Origin of the sequence: Paraferrimonas sp. SM1919 (assembly GCF_010993985.1) — a bacterium.
Taxonomy (GTDB): Bacteria; Pseudomonadota; Gammaproteobacteria; order Enterobacterales; family Shewanellaceae; genus SM1919.
Genome location: NZ_WINH01000002.1, coordinates 200,823 through 226,551, shown reverse-complemented (window position 1 = coordinate 226,551; position 25,729 = coordinate 200,823). Strand labels below are relative to the sequence as shown.

22 protein-coding genes and 2 riboswitches are annotated in these 25,729 nt (G+C 43.3%); of the genes, 9 read left to right on the top strand and 13 right to left on the bottom strand.

All coding sequences use genetic code 11. The features are described 5' to 3' along the window. Positions 1-188: 188 nt before the first annotated feature. Entirely contained in the window at positions 189-635 is a 447-nt protein-coding gene (locus GFB48_RS02135) for a hypothetical protein (RefSeq protein ID WP_163930673.1), read from the bottom strand. 152 nt (positions 636-787) lie between these two features. Here GFB48_RS02135 and GFB48_RS02130 point away from each other — a divergent pair, with 152 nt between their 5' ends. From GFB48_RS02130 to GFB48_RS02120, 3 genes are read left to right on the top strand one after another with little or no spacing between them, the layout of a single operon-like run. Then, positions 788-1,249: a nuclear transport factor 2 family protein gene (locus tag GFB48_RS02130; protein WP_163930671.1), complete on the top strand. Its 462-nt coding sequence runs from the start codon at positions 788-790 to the stop codon at positions 1,247-1,249. A 5-nt stretch (positions 1,250-1,254) separates the two neighbouring features. Then, positions 1,255-2,502 (top strand): valine--pyruvate transaminase, encoded by a 1,248-nt coding sequence (locus tag GFB48_RS02125; RefSeq protein WP_163930669.1) that lies wholly within the window; start codon positions 1,255-1,257, stop codon positions 2,500-2,502. Between the two features lie 45 nt (positions 2,503-2,547). Further along, the gene (locus GFB48_RS02120; protein WP_163930667.1) at positions 2,548-4,401 is read left to right on the top strand and encodes a glycoside hydrolase family 13 protein; all 1,854 of its coding nucleotides are present in this window, start codon (positions 2,548-2,550) and stop codon (positions 4,399-4,401) included. A gap of 27 nt (positions 4,402-4,428) precedes the next feature. Here GFB48_RS02120 and GFB48_RS02115 read toward each other — a convergent pair whose 3' ends face one another. Further along, positions 4,429-5,310 carry a LysR family transcriptional regulator gene (locus GFB48_RS02115; protein ID WP_163930665.1) on the bottom strand — a complete coding sequence of 294 codons (882 nt, stop codon included), beginning with the start codon at positions 5,308-5,310 and terminating at the stop codon, positions 4,429-4,431. 135 nt (positions 5,311-5,445) lie between these two features. Between GFB48_RS02115 and GFB48_RS02110 the strand changes: the two genes are divergently transcribed. Genes GFB48_RS02110 through GFB48_RS02100 form a run of 3 tightly spaced genes read left to right on the top strand, consistent with a single transcriptional unit; the run spans position 5,446 to position 7,646 of the window. After that, positions 5,446-5,826: a DoxX family protein gene (locus GFB48_RS02110; RefSeq protein WP_163930663.1), complete on the top strand. Its 381-nt coding sequence runs from the start codon at positions 5,446-5,448 to the stop codon at positions 5,824-5,826. Between the two features lie 34 nt (positions 5,827-5,860). Further along, positions 5,861-6,679: a pirin family protein gene (locus GFB48_RS02105; protein WP_163930662.1), complete on the top strand. Its 819-nt coding sequence runs from the start codon at positions 5,861-5,863 to the stop codon at positions 6,677-6,679. A 10-nt stretch (positions 6,680-6,689) separates the two neighbouring features. Continuing rightward, complete coding sequence (locus GFB48_RS02100; RefSeq protein WP_163930660.1) at positions 6,690-7,646, top strand: glutathione S-transferase family protein; 957 nt, start codon at positions 6,690-6,692, stop codon at positions 7,644-7,646. A gap of 187 nt (positions 7,647-7,833) precedes the next feature. Here the strand turns inward: GFB48_RS02100 and GFB48_RS02095 are convergent, their stop codons facing one another. Genes GFB48_RS02095 through GFB48_RS02075 form a run of 5 tightly spaced genes read right to left on the bottom strand, consistent with a single transcriptional unit; the run spans position 7,834 to position 14,411 of the window. Next, positions 7,834-8,985 (bottom strand): CaiB/BaiF CoA-transferase family protein, encoded by a 1,152-nt coding sequence (locus GFB48_RS02095; protein ID WP_163930658.1) that lies wholly within the window; start codon positions 8,983-8,985, stop codon positions 7,834-7,836. A 10-nt stretch (positions 8,986-8,995) separates the two neighbouring features. Further along, a complete protein-coding gene (locus GFB48_RS02090) occupies positions 8,996-10,291 on the bottom strand; it encodes an amidase (RefSeq protein ID WP_163930656.1) in 1,296 nt (431 codons plus the stop codon). Next, positions 10,291-11,682, bottom strand: coding sequence for a phenylacetate--CoA ligase family protein (locus GFB48_RS02085; protein ID WP_163930654.1), 1,392 nt, complete (start codon positions 11,680-11,682; stop codon positions 10,291-10,293). Before GFB48_RS02085 ends, GFB48_RS02090 begins: the two co-directional genes overlap by 1 nt. A gap of 3 nt (positions 11,683-11,685) precedes the next feature. Continuing rightward, positions 11,686-13,056: an MmgE/PrpD family protein gene (locus GFB48_RS02080; RefSeq protein WP_163930652.1), complete on the bottom strand. Its 1,371-nt coding sequence runs from the start codon at positions 13,054-13,056 to the stop codon at positions 11,686-11,688. Next, on the bottom strand, positions 13,056-14,411 hold the full coding sequence (locus tag GFB48_RS02075; RefSeq protein ID WP_163930650.1) for an MmgE/PrpD family protein: 1,356 nt from the start codon (positions 14,409-14,411) through the stop codon (positions 13,056-13,058). The genes GFB48_RS02080 and GFB48_RS02075 overlap by 1 nt, the downstream gene beginning before the upstream one ends. A gap of 136 nt (positions 14,412-14,547) precedes the next feature. Between GFB48_RS02075 and GFB48_RS02070 the strand changes: the two genes are divergently transcribed. Beyond that, complete coding sequence (locus GFB48_RS02070) at positions 14,548-15,249, top strand: Crp/Fnr family transcriptional regulator (protein ID WP_163930648.1); 702 nt, start codon at positions 14,548-14,550, stop codon at positions 15,247-15,249. A gap of 61 nt (positions 15,250-15,310) precedes the next feature. On the opposite strand, the gene ribA is transcribed toward GFB48_RS02070, so the two are convergent. Both ribA and GFB48_RS02060 read right to left on the bottom strand, forming a co-directional pair. Then, the gene (gene ribA / locus GFB48_RS02065; RefSeq protein ID WP_163930645.1) at positions 15,311-15,931 is read right to left on the bottom strand and encodes a GTP cyclohydrolase II; all 621 of its coding nucleotides are present in this window, start codon (positions 15,929-15,931) and stop codon (positions 15,311-15,313) included. A gap of 136 nt (positions 15,932-16,067) precedes the next feature. Further along, positions 16,068-17,987, bottom strand: coding sequence for a TonB-dependent receptor (locus GFB48_RS02060; protein WP_163930643.1), 1,920 nt, complete (start codon positions 17,985-17,987; stop codon positions 16,068-16,070). Between the two features lie 72 nt (positions 17,988-18,059). Next, positions 18,060-18,250, bottom strand: a riboswitch (cobalamin riboswitch). Positions 18,251-18,377: 127 nt separating this feature from the next. Here GFB48_RS02060 and rluA point away from each other — a divergent pair. After that, complete coding sequence (gene rluA / locus GFB48_RS02055; protein WP_163930641.1) at positions 18,378-19,055, top strand: bifunctional tRNA pseudouridine(32) synthase/23S rRNA pseudouridine(746) synthase RluA; 678 nt, start codon at positions 18,378-18,380, stop codon at positions 19,053-19,055. A 3-nt stretch (positions 19,056-19,058) separates the two neighbouring features. Here the strand turns inward: rluA and lysC are convergent, their stop codons facing one another. Beyond that, a complete protein-coding gene (gene lysC / locus GFB48_RS02050; protein WP_163930639.1) occupies positions 19,059-20,408 on the bottom strand; it encodes a lysine-sensitive aspartokinase 3 in 1,350 nt (449 codons plus the stop codon). A gap of 51 nt (positions 20,409-20,459) precedes the next feature. Then, positions 20,460-20,656: riboswitch (Lysine riboswitch) on the bottom strand. A gap of 512 nt (positions 20,657-21,168) precedes the next feature. Here lysC and arcA point away from each other — a divergent pair. Beyond that, a complete protein-coding gene (arcA, locus tag GFB48_RS02045; protein WP_163930638.1) occupies positions 21,169-21,891 on the top strand; it encodes a two-component system response regulator ArcA in 723 nt (240 codons plus the stop codon). A gap of 82 nt (positions 21,892-21,973) precedes the next feature. Here arcA and GFB48_RS02040 read toward each other — a convergent pair whose 3' ends face one another. From GFB48_RS02040 to GFB48_RS02030, 3 genes are all read right to left on the bottom strand, one after another. Further along, positions 21,974-22,921, bottom strand: a complete 948-nt coding sequence (locus tag GFB48_RS02040) for a porin (protein WP_163930636.1) — start codon at positions 22,919-22,921, stop codon at positions 21,974-21,976. 237 nt (positions 22,922-23,158) lie between these two features. Then, positions 23,159-24,142 carry a porin gene (locus GFB48_RS02035; protein WP_163930634.1) on the bottom strand — a complete coding sequence of 328 codons (984 nt, stop codon included), beginning with the start codon at positions 24,140-24,142 and terminating at the stop codon, positions 23,159-23,161. Positions 24,143-24,358: 216 nt separating this feature from the next. Beyond that, entirely contained in the window at positions 24,359-25,669 is a 1,311-nt protein-coding gene (locus tag GFB48_RS02030) for a sugar MFS transporter (RefSeq protein WP_163930632.1), read from the bottom strand. Positions 25,670-25,729: the final 60 nt, after the last annotated feature.

The window sequence follows — 25,729 nt, the reverse complement described above, 5'->3', positions numbered from 1 at the left end:
TGATCTACTAATTCATTACTGGGTAAAAAATTAACGGACGACCTATAGTCGTAGCGATACAGCCCAAGTCGCAGCAATCGTACATGAGTAAAATTTGAGATACCAGTCACAATTAGCACATAACACTACAAACCACACCAACTGTTCAAAAAACACACTAAAGGTTGCTAGATTATTCTAAAAAAAAGCTAAATGTTGAAGTTTTGTATCATTTTTCTAGCGATTTCAATATCTTTATTTGGGAACTGTCGGTAATCTAGATAAGGCAACACGATCACATTCGCTAAATAGTGTACTTTCGGGCTTGAAGTCTTGTTAGGGGTTTGCCTTATATTTAATTTTTGATAACTCTGTTGCCCACAAACGAAGTGCAAACTTGCAGCATTAGTTAACTTTTCTGAAGCAAATCGCATTTGCTCATTGCTCGTGAACAAAAAGTTATCTCTGTAATCTTTCCAGTTTTCATTGGGAGCACACAACTTAGCCGCTATGGTTAAAATTTTACGCCAGTGATTACCACCATTTTGAATTAATTGCTCAGACAATAAAGGCTGTGATAATCCCTCATAATGGCCAATCGGTTTGCTAGGTAAATAAAAGCAAATAGGGGCATGAACTGGACCTAGTTGTGACATTTTTAACTCTTTTAAATATTTATTGTTCAACTTAGCTTCATCTTCAATAAGTTCTAATAGCGGCTCATAAATCGTTTTTATACTTTACAAGTTAGCCATCATGTTCACATAATAAGTAAAAATAAAAACTATAATTATCAAGGATTAAGACTATGAAACTGTTAACGAATAAAGCAATCTTTTTGCTGATGTTATTGTATAGTACATTGACTCAAGCTGATACTCCTGAGCAAATTCTAGACCAGCTCCACATCAGTGCTGCCAATGCCCAATGGAACAGCTATTTTAATTTGTTCGATAAAGACGGCATATTTTTAGGTACTGATGCGACAGAACATTGGACTAAACAGGAGTTTGAAGTTTTCTCACGAAAGACTCAAGGTTGGAAATATCGCGTGTTAGACCGAACTCTTAATCGCTTTAATGACACCATCACCTTTGATGAATTACTTGAGAACGATACCTATGGCCTCAGCCGTGGCACAGGAACCATAATTAAAACAACAAAAGGTTGGAAGATCGCCCAATACCATTTAAGCTTCCCTATACCCAATAAGATTGCCAAAAATATTACCGAGCAAATCAAGCAACACCGAGTCAAAAAGGACAAGTAGTTACCATGCAGTTTTCTAGCTTTGGAGAAAAATTTAACCGTTATTCGGGAATAACCCAATTAATGGACGATCTAAATGATGGCCTACAAACCCCTGGCGCCATCATGTTAGGTGGTGGTAACCCTGCCCCAATTCCAGCCATGCTGGATTATTTTTCCGAGGCCAGCCAACAATTGCTGAAAAATGGTGAGTTAGTTAAGGCGATGGCCAATTATGACTCGCCCCAGGGTAAAGATGCGTTTATTAGTGCTTTAGCCACTTTACTTAAAGACACTTATGGCTGGGATATCAGCGAAAAGAATATCTCGCTAACCAATGGCAGCCAAAGTGGTTTTTTCTATCTGTTTAACCTCTTAGCAGGTAAACAACCCGATGGCAGCCATAAAAAAATTCTATTGCCATTAGCTCCAGAGTACATAGGTTATGGTGATGCTGGGCTAGATGATGATATTTTTAAATCCTACCCTGCAGAAATTGAACTACTAGACAACCGTCAATTTAAATATCATGTCGATTTTTCCAAGCTAGAAATTGATGAGTCTATTGGCGCGATTTGTGTCTCCAGACCGACCAATCCAACCGGCAATGTGTTAACCGATGAAGAGATTCAAAAGTTAGATAAGCTAGCTAAAGAGAACAACATCCCGCTGATCATTGATAATGCCTACGGCACGCCGTTCCCAAATATTATTTTTGAAGAAGTACAGCCCCACTTTAATGACAACACTATTTTATGTATGAGTCTGTCGAAACTGGGTTTGCCAGGCCTGCGCTGCGGCATTGTGGTTGCCAATGAAGCCATTACCTCGGCGTTGACGAATTTAAATGGTATTATCTCTTTAGCGCCAAGCGGTGTCGGCCCAACCATGGCAAAATACATGATTGAACAGGGTGATCTATTGCGTCTAAGTAACGATGTAATCAAGCCTTTTTATCAGCAAAAATCCCAGCGAGCCATGGAGCTATTGTTTGCCGCCATTGACGATCCTCGCTTTAGGGTACATAAGCCTGAGGGAGCCATGTTCCTGTGGTTATGGTTTGATGAACTACCAATTAGCACCGAAACCCTGTATCAAAGGCTAAAACAGCGCGGCGTATTAATTGTCCCCGGAGAATATTTCTTTATTGGCCAGCAAAATACTCGCCACTCGCACCAGTGTTTACGCATGAACTATGTGCAAGACGATGACATGATGCAAAAAGGCATTCAAATCATCAGTGAGGAAGTCGCCAAGGCTTATCAACAAAATTAACCACTAGCCCAGTCAATTGACTGGGCTTTTTACAAAGGAATGAATATGCGTTTTATTACCATTATCTTAGCCCTTTTCAGCATTAACTTATGGGCTGGTAGTGATGGCCTTAGAGTAGAGCCTCAATACTGGTGGGTGGGTATGCAAAGCCCTAAACTGCAACTTATGATTCACGGCGATAATATTGGCCAATATCAGGTTAAAGTTGAGCAGAGTAAGCTTGAATTAGTCGCGGTTCATCGGGTCGACAACCCCAACTATTTATTCTTAGATTTACTGATAAAGCCAGATGCTGACACCGGCGAATCTACGATGTATTTTAGCCACGATACTCTTCCAGATAAACATTACCGTTACCATTTGCGAAAGCGACAACCAGATTCTGCCAAGCGGGTTGGTTTTAATAACAGCGATGTCATTTACCTTATCACTCCAGATAGATTTGCCAATGGTGATGCCAGTAATGATCATATCGAAGGGATGCACCCAGATACCGATATTACTGAGCTAGGCATGCGCCACGGTGGCGATATTCAAGGGATCATCGATAACTTAGATTACATCAAAAAGATGGGCTTTAGCGCTATCTGGATTTGCCCAATGCTTGAGAGTAATCAGGTTAACTACTCCTACCACGGTTACGCCATTACCGATTATTACAAAATCGATCCCCGCTATGGCCATAATCGTGATTATCACTCGCTAGTCTGGCACGCCAAACAAAAAGGCATCAAAGTGATTATGGATCAGGTGGCCAACCATGCCGGTAAAAACCATTGGTGGAGCAACGATTTACCTAGCCCAGATTGGTATCACCATAGTGATAAAGCCAATAAACCCATTACTAACCATAAACGCACCGTACTGGCTGATCCTTACACCACAGCGTCAGAGAAGCGCGCCTTTAGTGACGGCTGGTTTGTTGAACGCATGCCAGACCTTAATCAACAGAATCCATTTTTAGCCAATTACCTCATTCAAAATTCCATCTGGTGGATTGAATACTCAGGCATTCAAGGTATTCGTCAAGACACCCTATCCTACCCAGATCCTAAGTTTATGAATGAATGGTCGAAACGCATTATGGCCGAGTACCCTAATTTTAATCTGGTAGGGGAAGAGTGGTCAGTAAATCCTGCGATTACCTCGCGCTGGCAAAGGGGCAAACATAATCTAGATGGTTTTGAATCTCACTTTCCCTCAGTAATGGATTTCCCCAACCAGCAAGCCTTTATTGAGGCGTTAAATAAGCCAAAACCGGCTTGGGGCTCAAGCTTTGATGGCAGCTATGAAATGCTGGCCAATGATTTTCTGTATCCTGATCCCTTTAATTTGGTTACCTTTATGGATAACCATGATATGCCAAGAATTTATGATCAGCTAAAGGGCGATGATGGCCTGTTTAAAATGGCCATGGTTTACCTGTATACCCTAAGGGGGATCCCACAGGTCTACTATGGTACTGAGATCAATTTAGCTTACCCAGAGAATCCCCATGACCATGGCGGCCTTCGAATTGATATGCCAGGGGGGTGGCCTGAGCATAAACAAAATGCTTTTACTGGCGAGGGGTTAACAGCTAAGCAAAATCAAGCCAAAACCCTGATTAAAACCTTAAACCACTATCGCACCAGCACTCCTGCACTGCAAAACGGTAAGCTTTACCATTTTGCTCCGCAGAACGAAATCTATGTAATGTTCAGGCAAGATCAACACACCACAGTGATGTCGATATTCAATAAAAATGAGCAAGCAACCGAACTGGATTTAAGCCGTTTCTATGAAATTATTGGCGATAAGCAAAGCGCTATAGATATTATCAGCGCTAAGCCGTTTGATTTCACTAAGGGCAAACTAACCTTACCGGCCAAGGATGCTTTGATGCTGGAAATAAACTAATTAAAGCAGTGCGCGCTTAGATTGACTTTATTGGTAATTATCAACCATATAATCAATAAAGGCGCGTAATCGTTTCGAGGTAAATTTTTGGTCAGGGTAAACGACATAGATATCACTAACAGCACAAGGGTAATCAGGCAGCAACTGGACTAACTCGCCTGATTCAATGCCTTTATCGGCAATAAAATCCGGTAAGCGACTTATGCCCTTGCCCCTTTTGCACATTTCCACTAAAAAATCGCCGTTGTTCGCCTGTAAACTAGGGCTGTAATGCAGCTCTACCTGTTGTTTGTCAGGGGTTTGCAAAACATGCTTAGTGAATGCTTGGTTAGAATAGTGGATAAACTGCTTATTCTGCATATCCTTATGGGTCTTAATCGGCCCGACTTGCTCTAGATAACTTGGCGCACAACAAAATACTGAACGGGCCACCCCAAGCTTGCGCGCCCTTAAATTGGAGTCAGTTAATGTCCCAATACGAATGGCTGCATCTAATCCCTCTTCAATTAATTGCTGGCGGGAATCTGAAAAACTAAGATTCAGCTTTAATTGTGGGTTGGCCTCAGTAAAGCCATCAATAACATCCACCAACTTAGTCATACCATAGGAAATGGGCGCAGCAATATTGAGGGTGCCTTTTAATTGCTGGGCATTACCCGACACGCTCGATTCTAACTCATCCAGTTCTGCCAAAATGCCGCTCGAGCGTTGGTAAAACTCTTTACCCGCTTCCGTCAGTTTCATACTGCGGGTGGTGCGGGTTAATAAACTCACCCCTAGCCTTTGTTCTAGGCCACTTAAACGGCGACTGACAAGTGATTTCATCACCCCCAGTTGTTTCGCCGCTTCTGAAATACTGCCCGCTTCTACAATTCTGATAAACACCTGCATTTGTTCTAACTGTGACATTCACTTAAACCTTTGTTCACTTTAATAGGACAATTATTTGCATTATTGCGGGTTTATTGCAAGTAATTACTAAGATATTATCAACTCAAGTTAAACCAAACACTGATTTCAATCATTTACTTTGAGGATAAGACAATGAACAAACTACAACAATTAGCCAGCCCACTAGCCCGTTTCCTACTAGGTTCAATCTTCTTAATGGCCGGTCTCTCTAAGATTGGTAACTACGAAGGCACCGCCGGTTATATGGAGGCCATGGGCGTACCAGGTGGACTGTTACCCCTAGTTATTTTGGTAGAAGCACTATCGGGTTTATTGGTGATTATCGGCTTTAAAACCCGTATCAATGCTTTCTTATTAGGTGGCTTTTCAGCACTATCTGGCTTGCTATTTCACTTCGATCCTAGCAATCAAATGGAAATGACCATGTTAATGAAAAACTTTGCTATTGCCGGTGGTATGTTATTACTAGTGATTAATGGCGGTGGTCATTATTCACTAGACAACCGTAAATAGGCTAAAAGTCGAAACAATTAAAGAGGATAATGCGATGCGTAGTATAGATAAAATTGCCGCGGGTCGCCCCACATCAGATGGGGCGGGCGTAAAACTCACCCGAATTATTGGCACCCCAGAATTAGATGTGGTTAACCCATTTTTAATGTTGGACTGCTTTGAAACCACTAACCCTGATGACTATATTGGCGGTTTTCCATCGCACCCACACAGGGGCTTTCAAACAGTAACCTATATGTTGGCAGGACGTATGCGCCACCAAGATAACCAAGGTAACGAAGGCCTAATTGAAGCGGGCGATGTGCAGTGGATGAACGCCGGTCGTGGCATCATTCACTCGGAAATGCCTGAGCAACGTGATGGCCTAATGAAAGGCTTCCAGCTTTGGCTAAACTTACCTAGTCATTTAAAAATGAGTACACCTGGCTACCAAGAAGTGAAGAGTGCCGATTTTCCAGTAATCGAAGATGACAGTGGCAATACCATTAAGCTAATCGCCGGTAAGCAAAATGGTTACACAGGTAAAATCAGCGGCTACCAAGATCCACACTTTATGGACATCAGTATTAAAGGCGCTAGCAGCATCAATATTGATTTACCCGACAGTCATGGTGGCTTTGTTTACGTAATAGAAGGCGAAGCCAATATTGCAGGCGCTGTGGTACGCCCCTATCAGTTAGGGCGACTGCAGGGTACAGGTGAATTAGCAATTACCGCAGCAACTGATACTCAGCTATTAGTGGTTAGCGCTGAAGCCATTAATGAACCGATTGCTCGTCATGGCCCATTTGTGATGAACACCAAGCAAGAGCTATATCAAGCATTTGAAGACTATCAAAACGGTAAATTTTAAGGAATAAGGTATGGGATTATTAGTAGAAGGCAATTGGGTCGATAAGTGGTACGACACCAAAGCGAGTAAAGGGCGCTTTGTAAGAAGCGAAGCCCAGCTACGCAACTGGATCACTAAAGATGGCACTGCCGGACCTTCAGGCAAAGCGGGTTTTCAGGCGGAAAAAGGCCGCTATCATCTGTATATATCCCATGCCTGCCCTTGGGCCAACCGTACCATGATTATGCGCAGTCTGAAGGGCTTAGAAGATTATATTAGTGTCTCGGTGGTGCACTGGTTAATGCAGGAAAATGGCTGGACGTTCGCCGAGGGTGAAGGTGTGATTGGCGACCCCATCCATAACGCTAAATTTATGCACCAGATCTATACCGCCCATGATAATCAGTATTCTGGGCGAGTGACGGTGCCGGTATTGTGGGATAAGCACACTGGGCAAATTGTCTCTAATGAGTCTTCTGAAATCATCCGAATGCTCAACACCGCCTTTGATGATATTGGTGCTAAAGCAGGGAATTATTACCCCCAAGCGCTGCAAACGGAGATCGATGCCATTAACGAACGCGTGTATAACACGGTCAATAACGGTGTCTATCGTTGTGGCTTTGCCACCAGCCAAGGGGCCTATGAAGAAGCTCTTAAACCACTATTTGCATCTTTAGATTGGTTAGAGGGCATATTGGCTAATCAGGACTATCTAGTAGGCAACCAGTTAACCGAGGCCGATATCAGATTGTTTACCACCTTGGTTCGCTTTGATGCCGTGTATGTGGGCCACTTTAAGTGTAATTTAAAGCGCATTGCCGATTACCCAGGGCTATCGGCCTTTGTAAAACGCTTATACGCTATGCCAGAGATAGCCCGCACCATTAATATGGAACATATTAAGAAGCACTACTACCAATCCCACACCATGATCAACCCAACCGGTGTGGTGCCAGTAGGGCCGGAATTGGATTTTCTTAGCTAGAGCAAAGCTCTAGAGGGCGATTCGTTTCGAGGGCGGCTGCGCCTTCGAGAATGCAGGAAAAAAGAATGAAGAAAGTCGAACGTACAAAGTCGAAAGCTTATATGCGTTCGACTTTAGGCGTTTGACCTTCGCCTTCAGCTGTAGCCACAAAGTGGCGTTCTGTGAGCAGTAGGTGTCAAGTATCGTGCTAATTGCTAATTAGCCCGTTATCTTCCCCAAGCATTGGCGGGGCTTTAGGGTACTCAAGTGGTGTGCCCGAAAATTTAACTGGGTTGGCCACTAATGGCACCTTACCTAGCTCGGCATGCTCAAGTTCTAACAGCATACTGCGCGACTGCAATTGCTTATCACTAAACACCCTATCAAGGGTATTAATGGGGCCGCAAGGCACATCGTTCTGGCTTAAATCCGTTAACCATTGATCTAAGTTTTTGCTTAAAAACTGTGGCTGCATAATGGCGATTAAGCGGTCGCGATTCGCCACCCGCTTATCGTTAGTCACATAATCTGGGTGCTGGGCCAGACTGTCTAAGCCCATGACCTCACAACAGCGGCCAAACTGAGCGTCATTGCCTACGGCTAACAGAATATGGCCATTTTTCACCGCAAAGCTTTGATAAGGCACAATATTGGGGTGACTATTGCCCATAGGTTTAGGGGCATTCCCAGAGACCAAATAGTTAGATCCTTGGTTAGCTAACATTGCCGCCTGACAATCTAACAATGCTAAATCAATTTGCTGGCCTTGGCCGGTTTGGGTTTTATGGTGCAGCGCCGCTATAATGGCTGTCGCGGCGTACATGCCGGTCATTAAATCGGTCACCGCCACCCCTACCTTTTGTGGGCCGGTTTGTGGACTGCCAGTAATACTCATTAAGCCACCACGGGCTTGGATCATGGCATCATACCCTGCCTGCGCAGCATCAGGACCAGTTTGTCCAAAACCGGTAATAGAACAATAAATTAAACTTGGGAATTGTTGCTTTAATGAGTCGTAATCAAGGCCGTATTTTTTTAGCCCACCTACTTTATAGTTTTCTACTAAAATGTCGGCACCGTTCAGTAACTCAAACAACACTTGTTTACCTGCATCGTTGGTAAAGTCAAGCTCTACCGAGGACTTACCACGGTTAGCCGCTAAAAAGTAAGCCGAAATCTCAGCCCCCGTTTGCTCATTTTTAAAGTACGGTGGCCCCCAGCGGCGAGTATCATCCCCCAGCTGTGGTCGCTCAATTTTAATTACTTCAGCGCCAAAATCCGCTAACACCTGGGTAGCCCAAGGGCCCGCTAAAATGCGGCTTAAATCAACGACTTTTATCCCTGTTAATGGCCCTGCCATAATGTTTTCCTTATAATGTTGGCGGCTTAAATGTAAAACCCGATTGCTGCTGCCACTGCTCGGTTAAGGTTAATAATTGGCGATCACTGCCGATACGGCCAATTAACTGCATACCCACAGGTAGATGCTCGGTTATCATCGGCATGGATACCGCAGGTAAGCCACAAATATTGGCCATTGAGGTCAGATCCGCTTGCCCTGCGGGTACCTCACCATCAAGACTGAACGCCCTTTGCGGGGTGGTCGGCAGCAATAACATATCAGCGCCCTCTAACCACTGATTTACATGCACATTAACCTGCTCAAGTTGACGCATGGCTTTGACAGCTGAAACCCCATTTTTAGTTTCGCCAAACTCAAGTAATGCGCGCAAATCATCGGAAAAGCTGGCTTTGTTGTTTTGCCATAAGGCTTGGTGGGTTAGTAGCATATTAAACTCACACAGAATTAACCCTGCACGGCGGTTGGCACCAAAGTTTACCCCTGAAAAGTCTTTATAAATCAGATCACAACCCAGTTCTTTGAACACTTTAATATTGGCATTAAAGTCTTCAATAATGGTTTTATCATCGACCAGTTGTTCTAGGTTACTTGGCACCACTAACTTGGCACCACGATAAAGATTAGGCCTTAAAGGTAGGTTAACACTGTCCCCTTGGTTCTTATCGAAGCCCCACATACTGCTTGCCAATAACGTAAGATCTCGGGCGCTTTTAGTGATAGGACCTATGCTATCAAGCTCAGGTAAACACGGTACACTGCCGCCATTTGATATAAGCCCACGACTTGGCTTGTAACCGAATAAACCACAATAACTGGCCGGAATACGCACCGAGCCCATGGTGTCAGAGCCCAATGCCGCCGGGGCCATTTGCGCCGCAACGGCCGCAGCGCTGCCACCGGATGAGCCACCTGGGGTAAAGCCAAGCTGCCAGGGGTTGTGACAATGGCCATAATGAACATTATGGTTGGACGCCCCCAAGGCACCCTCATGCATATTAAGCTTGGCATTAACACCAATGCCCTTAGCCTTTAGTTGCTTGATCACAAAGGCATCATCGCTGACAAGGTTATCCCGATAACCCGCCATACCAACGGTAGTAACTGCTCCTGCGACATTGATATTATCTTTAATGCCAATACCAATATGCTGTTCATCCTCAACTTGGCTTAATACGGCGTTAACACTCGGGTTTACAGCAGTAATACGCTCACGAAAAGCGTGATTTACCTGCGAGGTAGTCAGTTGTTTCGATTCAACCAAACTAAGCAGCTCGGTTAAATCTTTGGCAATGATGTTTTGCATTAACGCTCATCCAATAAACGAATCGGTTTTTGACGAACATCCACCTGTGTCAGCGGTGTAAGCTCGCCCTCAGATACCAGCTCTACCCCCACATTAATACCAATTTTACGGCTTAAGATATCGGCGAATGCGGTTTGTCTTGCTGCGGTTTTCGACGCTTCTGCCACTTCTAGGTAAACCGTCATTTCATCACGGCCGTTGGCGTCACGTACTGCTTTACAAATAAACTCACCTAAAAAGTCGCTTTCTTCTTCAACCATAGGGCCAACACCCTGCGGATAAATATTAATACCACGCAGTTTCACCATGTTATCAGAGCGTCCCATAAAGCCGCGAATACGCTTAAATGGCAAACCAAGCTGGTTTTCACCAGTCACTTCTTGGGTAATATCATGGGTGTTAAAACGAATAAGCGGGTAAACATCGTCCTTATAAATACAGGTCACTACCATATTGCCGGTTTCACCTTGGGCCACAGGTTCATTGGTGTCGACATCTAATAGCTCTAGAATATGGGCATCTTCCCAAACGTGCATGCCGTCATGATCTGGCCCTTCTGCGGCAATGGCACCCGTGTCCCCTACGCCATACCAGTCAAATAGCTCTTTTGCCCCCCAAGCCTGTGCAATGGTTTCTCGACTTTCCATTCCAAAGTGACCAATAATCCTATCAATGTTAATGTCTTTACCCGGTTCTAAGCCTTCTGCTCGCGCGACATCCGCCAATCGCTTAATATAATCAACAAACCCTACTAACACATTGGTGCCAAAGGCCTTCATTAAACCGACCTGTTTGACCGATGGGGTTTCCACCCCGGTACCCGCCGACAAAAACATGGCATTGGTGTAATGAGTAAAGGCCTCACGGATATAATGACCACCATTAATCATGCCATGGCCATAGCATGACTGAACCACTGATGCTGGTTTTAGCCCCATCAATCTAAAGCCACGGGCAGCTAATATCGCTTGCACTTCTCGGCTTTTAGGGCCAAAAATCAATGGTTGTGGTGTGCCGGTAGTGCCCGATGTGGTATGGAAAATAATCGGGCTGCGGTTTGCTGGATCGTTCTCTTCTAAACCATGAAAATCACCAATTGGCGGAAAACGCTCAACACTGTCCATAATGTCTGATTTTGAAATAATAGGCAGTTTTTCAATATCCGCGAGCGACTGAATATCTGCAGCTGTTACCCCGGCCTCGCCCCAAATCCGTTGATAAAAAGGAATTTGCCAAGCACGTTTAACCACTGTCATAAAGCGTTGGTTCTGTAGTCGCTTTAGTTCATCCCTCGACATGCCTACAAACGTCCTCAGAAGATCATCACCTAACGGGTAGTCGGCCATTAATGCTTTCGGGTCAACACGATCATAATAGCTAGGCTGGTTCATTTTCTATCCTTGAGTATGGGTCATCAACGCTAGCATTGGCGCTAGGCTGGGTTGCTGTTCTAGTTGTAAAATGAGTTGTGCTAATTCATCTGACTGTTGTTTATTCAGCGGCTTGCTGGCACTGGCACAGGCACGGCTAAATTTATCCAGTTGAGCCGGCAAATCTAAGGGTGATTCAGGATGCCCTAAAACCTTGGTCAGATGCTGCACTAGGGTGTCGCCATTAGTCAGCGTCACAGTTACCGTAACCGGTGCAAGGGCATTAACATCATCGCAGTCATTTAATGAGGTGGTCACTTTTCGGCCTAATGCCAAACGAGTTTTACAAGATAGTTTATCTTGGTCGAAATCACTCACATCCACATTGCCATTAAGCAAAGTACAGGCGGCAATATAGCCATTACACAGTTTGGCATACCCCACATCCATATTATCCTTAATGGGGCGCCCCACTAAACGGTTGATCAGTGGCGTACCTTGTACATGAATATGTTCAACCTCATCAGCACTAAACCCATGTTGTTGCTGCAATCTTTGCAAAGCATCAACCGTACCATGACTCGCGCGGCCACTGGGAAAAGGTTTATGGCTAACCAATGGCATTTGATATTCTTTGCCAAGCTGGGATAACGGCGCTAAGTCATGCCCCTCTTCAAACAGTCGAAAAAAACCAAATTCCCCCGTTAAAATATCATGAGGTCCACTAATTCCAGCTTTAACCATATCTATCGCCACAACAGCTGAGCGGGCATTAGTGGCGATTTGCAAAGCCAGCATCATTGAACCTTCCACATGGGCTTGCATGGTGCCGCTTATTTGCGAATACACCACCCCAAGAGCATCTTTTATTTGCTCACGGTTAAAACCTGCCATTTTAGCGATCCCCGCAGTTGCCCCAAGAGCACCACATACCGATGGCCTGAAAAAGGTCAACCCCGAGGTAGCACAACGGCCAATTAAGGTGGCAATATCGACGGCAATGCTTAATCCCAGCATTAACGGTTTGGGCTCTACTTGATGGGCTTGAGCATAACTAAGTAGTGCCGCTAAAATAGTTGCCATAGGATGCACCACTGCAGGTTCGTGAACGCAGTCCCATTCTTGATTATGAATTTGATAAGCATTGATAAAAGCAGCGGATGGCACCGGTAACCATTGACCTGAGCCCCAAACTTGAGCTTGATCTTCACTGTTACCGCCCCAACTCAAAGTAACCTCAGTTACCGCTGCTAGCATCGCCATTCTTGAGCCACTCAGACCTACTCCGACGCTATCAAGAGTAAACGCCTTAATGGCGCTGACACACTCTGGAGTTAAGGTCTCAAAGCTTTGTTGCTCGATATAGTCAACCAGCTGCTCAGTGGTCTGCATCATTACTTCCTTGTTGAAATTTGATTGATTAATTCAACCCAAGTGGTAACGGTTTCATTTAAGTCAAAATCCACTAATGGCTTAATGCCTTGCCAACCCGCTGCTGCGGTTAAGTGGCCAACCTTATGTTGTATTTGAGTCATCGTCATCGGTTTTTGAGGATCACCCAAAGTATCAACAATGTCTAATTGAGCAATGACATGCTGTTGTTTATATAAACTGATTTTGGCACCGTAATGTTGTGGGTATCTAGCTTGTTGAGACTTACCTAAACGGATACTTATGCTATTCATTAGTGGTTGCAGTTGCTTAGATTCAATCATAGCTGACTCAAAATGTTGCAGCTTTAGCTCTCCCCATGTCATTAACGCCGCTAAGCAGTATTGAATAGAGAATTTAGCCTCAAAGGTAGTTGTCACTATGGGCCGGTCACAGAAAGTTAGCGCGTCCTGATAGGTTTCAACTTCAATACGATCAAAATCATAATGGTGATGATGCAACTGCATAAAAGCGTCAATGGCAGGATGACAATGGCGACATGACGGCCATGGTTTAAAGCTGCAATCGTGCAGTTTCCAATTGCTATCAATCGCCAAAATATTTTCAATTTGGCTGTCCGAAGAGGTTGCCGCAAATAAGCCTTGGGGGCCCTCTAAAATAGTGCTCACCCCTGTCACTCCGGTCTTGGCAAGTTGAGCACATAGCTGACCATTTAGTGCCGCTTGAGCATTATGCCATTGTTTAGTCATTACATTTTCATGACGCATTTGCCACAATCCCCCTGTACTACTAGCGGCATTAGCAATAGCACTTAGCAACTGCTGCTGATCTAAGTCTAACAACTTTCCGCAGGCTGCGGCGGCCCCTAAAACGCCACAAGTAGAGGTATTATGGTATTTTTGATAATGACTTACGCCAATAGCCATACCTACCCTGATGGTGATTTCATAGCCATAAACAATCGCTTCAAGTAAAGACTGCAAACTATGCTTTTTTGCCATAGCCAAAGAAAATGCACTCGCAATAATGACTGGACCGGGATGTAAAATGGAACTTCGATGAATATCATCCATCTCCAAAATATTTCCTAGAGCCCCATTATATAAAGTCGCTTGGGCCAAAGCATAATTACCCTTGGCAATCGCATAGCTGTCACCGTCATCGGTTAAAATTCCACCAAACGCCCTTGCTGGCTCAGAATCTGCGGCAACAGCAACACATGCTAACCAATCTAATAGGTGCAAATAAGCACGCTGCCTATCCGTTGCCTTTATTGTTTTGGTCTCACAATATTGGACCAATTGTGCCAGCCTAGCAGTCATGATTTTCTCTTTTAATAACATAGCGAATATCATCATGGAATTTCTGCCTGCAGATACAAATGATCAAAATCAAAAGGTATTTGCCAGCATGGTGATAAATAGGTAAAGTGGTTAAATAAATGTTAAAAATTATAACCAAAGAAAAATTATAATTTGCGGTAGGACAACGGATATGACCTTAGATATTACCAAAGTATCAACCAAAACTTCTTTAAACCACTGTTTTGCTAATCATAATAGTGAACTTGAAGGGTTAGACGAGTTTTTTAATGAATTAGGTGAGCATGCAGAAGAAGTCAGTATCAATGCGAATCAATACTTGTTTCGTGAAAATGATAAGAGTGATTATGTTTACATCCTGATTTCAGGGGCAGCCATGCTAGAACGCTCGACGACGGCGGGCTCGCGCCAAGTATTTGCCTTTTTATACACAGGTAACCTTTTAGGTCTCTCAGAACACTCAAATTATAGTTTTAGTGCTAAAGCGTTAACCAACAGCACAGCGATTAAAATTAATCATAAAACCATGCAGTCAATCTTCGATAAATTTCCAGCGGTAGCTCAAAAATATCATCAAAAAACTGGACGTATTTTGTCTCTAATCTTAGATCAATTGTTTATCATGGGGCAGAAGAGTGCCCATCAGCGATTGGCTCACTTCCTGTTAGATATGATCAATAAACTTGGCCGTGGTACGACTAAATTCATGTTACCGATGAGCCGTCAAGACATCGCCGATTACCTTGGTATGTCTTTAGAAACCGCCAGTCGCGGTTTCAGCCGACTAAAAGCAGAGGGCCATATAGAAATAGAAAGTAATTATCAGATTACTATCATTAACAAAGAAGCACTTGAAGCTTTTATTGCTGAATAATTTATTATCGATTAAATAAAAAAGGTCAGCGATTGCTGACCTTTTTGAGTTTCCTAGCAAGTTAGTCTTTAATTTCAATTTTATGACTGCCTTTAAGAACCTTGGTTCTGAGGTAATAATGGTTATCAATTTTCTGGTAAACGCCGGTACTCTGAGTTTCGGGCACCTTAATACCATGGAGTTCAAGGGCTGCTTTTTTCTTAGGATTATTACTTAACAACTTTAGTTGAGAGACATTAAGGGCTTTAAGCATTAAGGCTGCTTCTTCAAAGTCTCTCAAATCATCAGCAAAACCCAATTGGTTATTTGCTGAATAGGTATCGATGCCTTTGATCTGTAATTCATAGGCATCAAGCTTGTTGTATAGGCCTATACCACGTCCTTCTTGGCGCATATATAAAATAATACCGCCATTTTTTCCCATATCTTCGATAGCTTCGTTTAACTGCTCTCCACAGTCACAACGAGAGGATCCGAATACGTCTCCCGTTAAACATTCAGAATGTATACGCACCAGAGGTGTCACCTGCTTACGATCCGCATGACCAAAAATTACTGCCACATGTTCATCACCCGAATTTAAGCCACTGAAAGACACCATCTCAGCGGGTATATCGCTGCGACGGCCAACATTGAATGGGACTCGAGTACGAACCTTTACATCTAGGGCAGAATGACTCATGAATAACCTTAAAAACTACTGGGCCTAAAGCCGAAGTGTATTAATTCGGCTTATTAATTGCAATCATTATACGATTAAGCCCATAACATTGCTCAATTTCTTTGAAATAAAGCAATGTAGCTTACAAGCTGTAGATCTAAAAGCGATAGCTCGCCTCAACCCATAAGCTGCTGCCCACGCCTGGATAGTAACCATTACCCCAAGGGCTGTAAGTGGCAAATGACACATATTGAGTATCAAACAGGTTTTCTACTCTAGCGGTAAGTTTTAATGCATCTAGCTTATAACTAAGGGCCAAGTTAGTTAGCTGATAACTTGCCAATGTTTCCCCCACATTAGCAAAATCACTTTCTAGGCGACGTTCCCCCGTGTATAGGTGTTCAGCAAATAAAGTTATATCATCATTAATGAACCAATTCAGTGACGCTTTAGCCGTATGTGGACTTACCCAAGGCAATTTCTTGTCGGTATTAGCTCCCTTAGTGAACTTGGCATCTACATAACTGTAATTGGCATTAAAGTTAACGGTATCACTTAGCTGGTATTGCCAGCTGGCGGCAATGCCTAAGCGAGTTGAGCTTTCAGCATTAACATTGGCGCCATTAAACTGGCCACCATCGGGCTTAGGGGCATTCGAGTCATAAATGATCTCGTTTTCTAAATCCAGCTTATAAGCATTGATGCTCAATTGCTGCGACTGTGTATTAAGATCCCAGCCTGCCTCATAGGAAATACCGGTTTGTGGCTTTAATCCCACCACACCAGGGGAGGTATAAGCTTGTTCATCCAATTTAGCAAAGCGATAGTTAGACTCGATTCGAGCATACAGTCTTTGGGCTTTACTTGGGCGATAGTTTAACCCAAGCTCGAAGGCGTTAGCAGTATTGCTAATGGTTTTACCCTCAGGATAAGTATTGGCATCGGTTAAATCATCGCTAACCGAGGCAAAACGGCCACCCAAGTTAAGATCTAAGGTGTCAATTAATGGCTGCTTAAAATGCACAAACGGCGCGATTTTGGTTTGCTTATTACGGCGACTAAGCCCCTTGAAGTGATAATCTCCATAACTCACATCAATACCGGTAATGAGTTCTGCCGAGCTAAAGCTGGCAATAAACTTAGGCGCAAGCTCTAGCAGGTTTCTATCAGTAGTTTGCTCGGCTCCACCCCAGGCCACCGATTTCCCTTGATTAATACGGTAATTACCCTGTACATCCCAACGCCAAACTTTAGAGATTTCAGTGCCGCCACCAAAGCGAAGGTTAGTCTCTACCGTGTTAAGGTAATCATTCACGAAACTGGGGTTGACCTGAGTAGGATCTTGTTCGAGCTCGGTTTTAGTCAGCTTGCCTGGCGTCTGTTTATCAAACTTTTGCTGATTAATTCCGAAATAGCCATGGGCTGCTGCCGAATCATAATTGACACTGGCATCAAGCTGCCGGCGCTTATGCTTGTTATGGGCACGGTAGTTATCGCTTTGATCATGCAACAATGAAACACTCACACTCAGGTTATTAGACACCTTCTTAGTGCCATCCAGGCCGTATTTTTGTGAGTTAAAACTGCCACCGCCTAACTTCACTTCTAGGTGATCATCCCAGCCATCAACCGTGATAATATTGATCACCCCCGCTACCGCCTGATCGCCATATAGCACCCCCGCTGACCCTGATAATATTTCTATTCGCTCAACATTATCTAGGGTTATCAGGTTAAGATTGGGGGCTGAAATATCTTGGTTATTTAAACGTCTACCATCAACCAATATTAACGTATTATTTGCTGCTGAATCGGCCCCAAAACCACGCATACTGATACTTGCTGAGGTGTTATTATCGTTAATTTGAATGCCCGCTTGGTTTGCCACTAGGCTCACCACATCGGTGGCACCGCTGTTTTGGATCAGCTGCTTATCAATGATTTGAATATTAGATGGAATATCTAGAACGGATTTATCACTGCGCCCCACCACAGTAATGGTTTCAATATCAGCACTGAATGCGCTTTGGGATAAAATAATGGCAGTGGCTGCCGCTAATTGAGTTTTAGTACCCATTTTCCTTTTCTCCTTGAAGGAATAATGGAGCAATAGTCGTGCCCATATGCACCATTGAGTCTTGCCCTCGAAACACTCAATACTCAAACTGGCCGGTCTCCGGACTTAGGCTGTAAGCGCTGCTTACTGTTCATCCCTTCCCAGCTTAATGCCAGTGGCATACATGAACATTCAACCATTACCGTTGCGGGGGCAGTGCTTGATTCTCACAAGCTTCCCGATTATCAACTTCAACAAGTCGCACCAATTTAATGACAGCGCAATTGTAGACGTATAGATGGCTAAAAATCAATCGGTTATTAATTTAATTTAACTTTTTCAAACAAAGCGATTGCCCTCAGCAATGCTAATCTTTATGGTACTCTCCATTTATTACAACCTACTAGCACTATGACAGAGTTTATCTATAACCCACCCACCGAGCCTTGGCTTGATCAAATGTATATTGATAAAGACATCATAGTGTTAAATAAGCCTTCAGGGATTTTATCTATTCCAGGGCGGGATCCTGCCCATCATGATTCTATTTATGCGCGGGTATTAGCCAAGCATGCCAATGCCCAAATCGTGCACCGCTTAGATAGGGCTACTTCTGGAGTCATGGTATTGGCATTAAGGCGTAAAGCTGAAGCGGAATTAAAGCGACAGTTTAGGGAACGTGAGACGAAAAAAGTGTATTACGCAAGAGTCTATGGCCACCTAGAGCACAAACAAGGCAGTATCGATTTGCCGCTGATTTGTGACTGGCCTAATCGCCCTAAACAAATGGTATGCCATGAAACCGGCAAACCTTCATTAACCCACTATGAGGTAATAAGCGAAGCTGAGCACTCCTCTTTGGTAAAGCTTACCCCGATTAGCGGTCGCTCCCATCAGTTGAGGGTGCATATGCTGGCCTTAGGCCACCCTATATTAGGGGACGACTTTTATGCCCATAAAAAAGCCCTGGAGATGTCCCCAAGGCTATTATTACATGCTGCCGAGTTAACCATTAAACAGCCCTACTCAGGGGAACCACTGACCTTTACCGCAGAGATCCCATTTCTAGAGCCACAAGCGGGTCAGTAGCGGTTACTCAAATAAGTTGTGATGCAGTTTTTGAATAACGGTTTGGGCGTGCTGCTCTTCCACTAAAAAGCATATATTATGTGGGCTCGCACCTTGGCATACTAGGCGAATATTAAATTCTTCTAGTAAACCAAACACGCGCGCAATCAGTCCTGGGGTCGTGGCAATATCATTACCAATTAATGCCACCAGCGCTAATTCTTGCTCAACAGTAACTTCACACACCTGACCCAGTTCAGCTAACAAATCTGGTGTTAACAACGAGCGACCGCCCGCATCAGAGCCGGTTTGGTCTAGGGTTAGGGCAACGTTCACTTCTGATGTGGTGATCAAATCTACCGAAATTTTATGTCGGGCAAGGGTCGCAAACACTTCCGCTAAGAAACCCTGGGCATGCAACATTTTTAAAGAGTGCAGATTTAATAGGGTTTGTTGCTTGCGTAACGCTAGCGCTCTAAACGTTGGCGTAGATTCAACATTAGCACGGATCCAAGTCCCACCTTGTTCTGGCGCTTTAGAACTGCCAACAAACACATCTGTCCCACTACGAACAGCTGGTAAAATTGTGGCGGGGTGTAATACTTTTGCTCCGAAAGTGGCCATTTCCGCCGCTTCATTAAAGCTGATTTCGCTAATTGGATGCGCTTTTGCTGCGATACGCGGATCGGTTGTATATATTCCTGCCACATCGGTCCAAATATACAATTTGTTAGCCTCTGCAGCTTCTGCAAATAATGCCGCACTAAAATCACTACCGCCCCGCCCTAAGGTGGTAATTTGTCCCTGCTGATCAGCACCAATAAACCCTTGAGTAACAATAATTTGTTGCCCCTTATAGGCCCCCCACTTGTGGGTGAAATTTTGTTTTATAGCGCTAATTTCAACATTCGCATTACCATGATTGGAATCGGTAGCGATCACTTCACAAGCATTAAATGCATTGGCATTATTACCTCTTTGCCTTAATAGCTCAGCAAAGAGTATTGTCGAACACTGTTCACCACAAGCAAGAATTTTATCTGTAAGATCTGGGGCTGCATGAGTGGCAGCTCGTAACGACAATTCGGCAATATCATCGAGCTTAGTTTGGATCTGTTGCTGTAATTGTGGATTCGCTTTAAGATTATTGTAGATTTGCCACTGGATAGTGGCGATGGTTTGTATTTGCTGCTCGCGTAATTGCTGGCTTGCAATTCCTTGAGCAAGGCTAACTAATAGATTAGTCACCCCTGAGGAGGCGCTTAGAACAACAATGCCAACTTGAGGGTTCGCCTCAATAATTGCAGCACAACGACACATAGATTGGAAATCAGCAACTGATGTCCCACCAAATTTAGCAACAGAAAATTCCATGAAAACTCCATAAATGATTATCGGAGTCAAATGTGGCGCTCCAACAGCACCACAGACGAAAGCGCTTCAACAAAAATTGCTGACAGTTGCTAGGAATCAACCTACAGTCCATCTAAAAAGATTAACCTCTACAACCGATAATAGTATCTGCCATTAACACTACTACCTCGGCAATACTTCCCTGATTCAGTTTCATTGAAAATGGCTTCTCAACTGAACTACCTAAGTATTGCGCCTCTTCCGATAAGTGATTTTGTATATTTAAGATAATTATTCATGCTTAGCTCACAAAATCAAACATTTCTTTGCGCTTCATCAAAAATACTAAAGTTCTAAGCTCTAACAAAAAATAACAATAATAAAAAAAAGTAAACTTTAATTCCTTTCTCTATCTATTGATAACACTTAAAACTGAGCATTTTTTACACTCAGGTCAATTGGGTAACAAAAAACAAACAGTTTTGTTGTCAAAAATAGATCTATCTCACAGTTGAGATTTGTTAAATACAATTTCTATCAGTTACAATTCCCTTAACTTTTGAAGTTTGTGTGTTTTTTTACTGATTCCGGCGAATATTTACTTCGGAGCCCCAATAATTGACTATAAATAATAGTTAATTGTGGATTAGGCCATTTGCCTAGGTGTCAGGAACGGTTTAAAACACGGCAACCAGACTTTTTTATATACTATACTGTTGCTCGTATATAAAAAGATAATCAAACTTCTTATTAATCACATAGGTTTTTATCAGGTAATCACATGCACAATCAGCACATTTTAATCGTTGAAGATGAAGCAGTAACTCGTAACACACTACGCAGTATTTTTGAGGCTGAAGGATATCAAGTTTCTGAAGCTAGTGACGGTGAAGAGATGCATCGTATACTTTCTGAAAGTAAAGTTAATCTAGTCGTTATGGATATTAACTTACCTGGTAAAAATGGTCTTTTATTAGCGCGTGAGCTGCGCGAAAACAATAATATGGGCCTTATCTTCCTAACAGGTCGTGATAACGAAGTCGATAAAATCCTAGGTCTTGAAATTGGTGCGGATGACTACATCACTAAGCCATTCAACCCTCGTGAATTAACGATTCGTGCACGTAACTTACTACAGCGTGTGAATACTTCTGCAGTAAGTGAAGAAGATAAAAGCAACATTGAATACTACCGTTTCAATGGCTGGTCATTAGAGATTAACTCTCGTTCACTGATCAATCCACAGGGTGAAGTATTCAAGCTGCCTCGTTCAGAGTTCCGCGCGATGCTGCACTTCGTTGAGAACCCAGGTAAAATCCTTGGCCGTGCTGATCTGCTAATGAAGATGACAGGACGTGAGCTTAAGCCACACGACCGTACGGTAGATGTCACGATTCGTCGCATTCGTAAGCACTTTGAAATGTCAGCAGATACCCCTGAAATCATCGCGACCATTCATGGTGAAGGTTACCGCTTCTGTGGTACTTTAGAAGATCAAGAATAATCAAAATTATTTGATTATTATCGAATACCAAAAAGGGCGCTCAATGAGCGCCCTTTTTATTGGCTATTGCCATAATAGTTTATTAGAACTTGTGCTCTAGACCTAATCCAAACCATTTGTCTTCAAAAGATACATCAACCGTATCAACTTCGTGGGTGCGATCGCCCATAGTGTAGAAAGCAAACGCCTTAGTTGCAGACCCTAGCTTGTAATCAGCTCCAACGGATAATGATTTCTTATCATCTTTGTTGTCTTCAGTGGTTAACTGGTATTGGGTTTTTAGCGCCACAGCTTTAGTAATTGAGTAGCTACCAGAAACTAAGTAAGCCATCTGCTCGGTATCACTCGCTATTTTAGTTTGCTTCTGCACTAGAGCGCCTAATTTAGCGTCACCTAATTTCACATGGCCTGTGGCACGAATTGCATCGTAGCCTTTTACTTTTGAATCCATTGCCAGGGCTGCATAGAACGCTGATTTTTTAAGATTCTTATCCCCAAACATTGCCGCTGCGGAAACACCATCTTCAAGGGTATCACCATTATCAGCTTTAGCTACGTATGTTAAACCAAGAGTAGCGACATCAGCAATTTTAGGAGACAAATAAGCAGCGGTCTGACCCATACGGTTCTCACCTTTTAGAAGGTTCTTGATATCGCCTTCTAAGTCATTAAATAGGTCTACTTTTCCTTGTGAGATTTTCAGCATGGTGTCTTGACGACCAACTGTCACTTGACCAAAGCCACCTTTTAAACCAACGAACTGATTACGAGCTTTAAATTCACCTGAATCCGTTTTTACCTCATATTCAATAGTGTAAATAGCTTGTAAGTTATTGCCTAGGTCTAAATCACCTTTTACACCTAAGCGAGAAGCATTACTTTTTACTTCAGAAGTGCTTTCGCCAGCTTCTTCAGATGCTTGTAAAGTGACATTTAGTTTACCGTAAACCGTTACTGCCTCAGCTTGTGCTACAGAAGAGAATAGACCCGCCGCCGCAAGAGCGATTAATGACTTTTTTAACGTTTTCATTTGATTGTCCTGAATTTTTGCCAATATGGCGTCTCAAAAGTTGTGACAATTATCACAACCTTATATTTCAATTTTATTACGAGTAGAAATAAAAATTAACCATCACCAAAACCTTTCAGAAACATTAACCACAATGGCGTTACCTGCTATAGCCCATGGCGTAAATTTTTTGGTCACCATTAATGAATTTTAGAGACAAAAAAAGCGCCCTCAGGCGCTTTAGTTTGAAAGTTAATTTTAGAACTTTTGCTCAATACCCAAGCCAAATACATTGTCGTTTTTAGCCGCAACATTGTCGCGCTTGGTGTAAAAGCCATAAAGCTTAGTTGTTTTGGCTAGCTGGTAATCGGCACCAAATGACAGCGCCTCTAAATCCGCTAAGTTGCCATTTTGCATATTCTGGTATTGGGTTTTCACAGCTAAGGCTTCAGTAATTGAGTAAGCCGCACTCACTAAATAACCGCTTTGCTTGTCGGTTGCTGGCACCTTGATTGAATCGCTGAAAGTTTCATGCTTGTTCTGTTGCTGCACCATAGCGCCTAGCTTTAAAGCACCTACTTTTACATGACCAGTAGCACGGATAATATCGTAAGCTTTTACCGTTGAATCATAGGCAACTGAGGCGTAGTAACTTTTCTTTTTAAGGCCTGCATCACCAAACATCAGGGTTGAAGATAAACCACCAACTTTCTCATTCATGCCGTTTACTTTCTGATCGGCATCGCCATCGGCCACATAAGTCACACCCACTTGAGCGATATCTGCAAATTTTGGAGAAACATAATTTAGGGTTTGGTTAAGACGGTTTTCGCCTTTAAATAGGGTCTTTAAATCCCCCGCTAAGTCATTGAATTGGTCGACTTTACCTTGGGACACTTTTAGCATGGTGTCTTGACGACCGACAGTCACTTGACCAAAGTTACCCGTTAAGCCTACAAACTGATTACGAGCCTTAAAGTTTTCTTTTGATTCTGAGCCGGTATCCACTTCGTACTCAATTTGGTAAATCGCAGTTAAGCCGTTACCTAAATCGAAGTTTCCCTTTACCCCTAGACGTGAAGCATTTGACTGGATGGCGGTTTGATCACTAGCCGCAGCATCCTGTGACTGCACAGATACGTTTAATTTACCGTAAACTTTAACCGACTCAGCTTGCACACCCGCTGAAAGAAATGTTGTTGCTAGCGCTGCAGACACCGCCGTTTTAGTAAATAGGTTCATTTTTCAATCCTAAACAAAATCAATAAAGCCCCTTGGCTTGGTTGATTTGAAGTTTGCAGATTGAATATGACAATTATGTTTCAATTCACAGTTTTAGTAAGCTCCCCCAAAAGATCACAGCAAAACCTTAACAGGCAAGCTGCAAATAACCCACAAAAAACAAAAGCCACAGCAACAAAAAAGGCCCCCTAAGGAGCCTTTTTCATGACTTAAATCTTACCAGCTGCGCATCTTGTGGCCCTTTAGGGCATAAAACAAGATAAAGCCATAACAAGGTAAACCAATAATATATGCAAGTTGCATAGAGCTATAGGCTTCAACAAGAAAACCGAACACCAATGGTAAGATAGCGCCACCGGCAATACCCATAATTAATAACGCCGAGCCTTTCGCGGTTAGCTTGCCTAGGCCGTCTAAAGCCAATGGCCATACTGAAGGCCATACTAAGGCATGGGCCAAGCCCATTAATGCCACAAACGTCACCGAGTTAGGAATGGTCGCCACCCCAGTCCAGCCCCATAGTACTTGGGAAATACCATGGCTTTGCTCTGAAGCTAAAATAATGCCCACAATACACAGCAAGCCCGCAATAGCAGAGCCTAACAGTGCTTGCTGCTGGCTAATAAACTTAGGAATACAGGTCACACCAATCACATAACCTATCATCATAAAGGCCATAGTGTATGAGGTTAAAGAAGCAAAGTTAGACAGCCCAAGTTTAGAGCCATAAAGGCCAATAGTGTCGCCAGCAATCACCTCAACGCCGACATAACAAAACAGTGCAAATGCCCCTAAGATGGCTTGCGGGTGAGCTAAAATAGAGTCACTGCTTTTATCACTACCCTCTTCTTCAATCTCAATTTCAGGTAACCCAGAGAACTTTATCACCAATACCAGTACCGCTAAAATAGCGGCAAGGTATAGATAAGGAGCAACTAAGCGCTGGGATAACTCTTCCACTTTAGCTTGCTTGGCTTCACCGGTTAGCGCGCTTACCGTTTCAACGGTTATGCCACCAAGGTCAGCCATCACAATCATGGTAAACACCACAGGAACAATCACACCAGCAAACTTATTCAAAAGCCCCATAATGCTAATACGCATCGCCGCGCGCTCTTTCGAGCCCATATGCACAAGGTATGGGTTTGATGCCGTTTGAATAATGGTTAAGCCTGAACCCACGACAAATAGCGCCATTAAGAACACCCAGTACTGTGCTGATAATGCTGCTGGAATAAAGGCTAAGGTTCCCACCGCCATAATCGCCATACCTAAGGCCATACCGTTTTTGTAGCCGGTACGCTTAAGCACCATAGACATAGGCAGCGCCATCACAGTGTAAGCAAAGTAAAAGGCAAAAGTAACAAACAAAGACTGTAACTCTGATAGCTCACAAATAATCTGCAGATAAGGAATTAACGCCCCGTTTAACCAGGTAATAAATCCAAAAATAAAAAATAGCAGGCCGATAATCGCCAGCGGCGCGTAACGCTGGCCGAACGATAATTGTTGACTCGCAACCGTCATAAGATATCCCTTTAAAATTTAATAAATATATTTTTCTTATAAAGCAGGTACAAGAATACC

Excerpts from the sequence above, each read along its gene's own strand:
- GFB48_RS02135 (WP_163930673.1), bottom strand. The coding sequence starts at position 635 with ATGTCACAACTAGGTCCAGTTCATGCCCCTATTTGCTTTTATTTACCT.
- GFB48_RS02130 (WP_163930671.1), top strand. The coding sequence starts at position 788 with ATGAAACTGTTAACGAATAAAGCAATCTTTTTGCTGATGTTATTGTAT.
- GFB48_RS02125 (WP_163930669.1), top strand. The coding sequence starts at position 1,255 with ATGCAGTTTTCTAGCTTTGGAGAAAAATTTAACCGTTATTCGGGAATA.
- GFB48_RS02120 (WP_163930667.1), top strand. The coding sequence starts at position 2,548 with ATGCGTTTTATTACCATTATCTTAGCCCTTTTCAGCATTAACTTATGG.
- GFB48_RS02115 (WP_163930665.1), bottom strand. The coding sequence starts at position 5,310 with ATGTCACAGTTAGAACAAATGCAGGTGTTTATCAGAATTGTAGAAGCG.
- GFB48_RS02110 (WP_163930663.1), top strand. The coding sequence starts at position 5,446 with ATGAACAAACTACAACAATTAGCCAGCCCACTAGCCCGTTTCCTACTA.
- GFB48_RS02105 (WP_163930662.1), top strand. The coding sequence starts at position 5,861 with ATGCGTAGTATAGATAAAATTGCCGCGGGTCGCCCCACATCAGATGGG.
- GFB48_RS02100 (WP_163930660.1), top strand. The coding sequence starts at position 6,690 with ATGGGATTATTAGTAGAAGGCAATTGGGTCGATAAGTGGTACGACACC.
- GFB48_RS02095 (WP_163930658.1), bottom strand. The coding sequence starts at position 8,985 with ATGGCAGGGCCATTAACAGGGATAAAAGTCGTTGATTTAAGCCGCATT.
- GFB48_RS02090 (WP_163930656.1), bottom strand. The coding sequence starts at position 10,291 with ATGCAAAACATCATTGCCAAAGATTTAACCGAGCTGCTTAGTTTGGTT.
- GFB48_RS02085 (WP_163930654.1), bottom strand. The coding sequence starts at position 11,682 with ATGAACCAGCCTAGCTATTATGATCGTGTTGACCCGAAAGCATTAATG.
- GFB48_RS02080 (WP_163930652.1), bottom strand. The coding sequence starts at position 13,056 with ATGATGCAGACCACTGAGCAGCTGGTTGACTATATCGAGCAACAAAGC.
- GFB48_RS02075 (WP_163930650.1), bottom strand. The coding sequence starts at position 14,411 with ATGATGATATTCGCTATGTTATTAAAAGAGAAAATCATGACTGCTAGG.
- GFB48_RS02070 (WP_163930648.1), top strand. The coding sequence starts at position 14,548 with ATGACCTTAGATATTACCAAAGTATCAACCAAAACTTCTTTAAACCAC.
- ribA (WP_163930645.1), bottom strand. The coding sequence starts at position 15,931 with ATGAGTCATTCTGCCCTAGATGTAAAGGTTCGTACTCGAGTCCCATTC.
- GFB48_RS02060 (WP_163930643.1), bottom strand. The coding sequence starts at position 17,987 with ATGGGTACTAAAACTCAATTAGCGGCAGCCACTGCCATTATTTTATCC.
- rluA (WP_163930641.1), top strand. The coding sequence starts at position 18,378 with ATGACAGAGTTTATCTATAACCCACCCACCGAGCCTTGGCTTGATCAA.
- lysC (WP_163930639.1), bottom strand. The coding sequence starts at position 20,408 with ATGGAATTTTCTGTTGCTAAATTTGGTGGGACATCAGTTGCTGATTTC.
- arcA (WP_163930638.1), top strand. The coding sequence starts at position 21,169 with ATGCACAATCAGCACATTTTAATCGTTGAAGATGAAGCAGTAACTCGT.
- GFB48_RS02040 (WP_163930636.1), bottom strand. The coding sequence starts at position 22,921 with ATGAAAACGTTAAAAAAGTCATTAATCGCTCTTGCGGCGGCGGGTCTA.
- GFB48_RS02035 (WP_163930634.1), bottom strand. The coding sequence starts at position 24,142 with ATGAACCTATTTACTAAAACGGCGGTGTCTGCAGCGCTAGCAACAACA.
- GFB48_RS02030 (WP_163930632.1), bottom strand. The coding sequence starts at position 25,669 with ATGACGGTTGCGAGTCAACAATTATCGTTCGGCCAGCGTTACGCGCCG.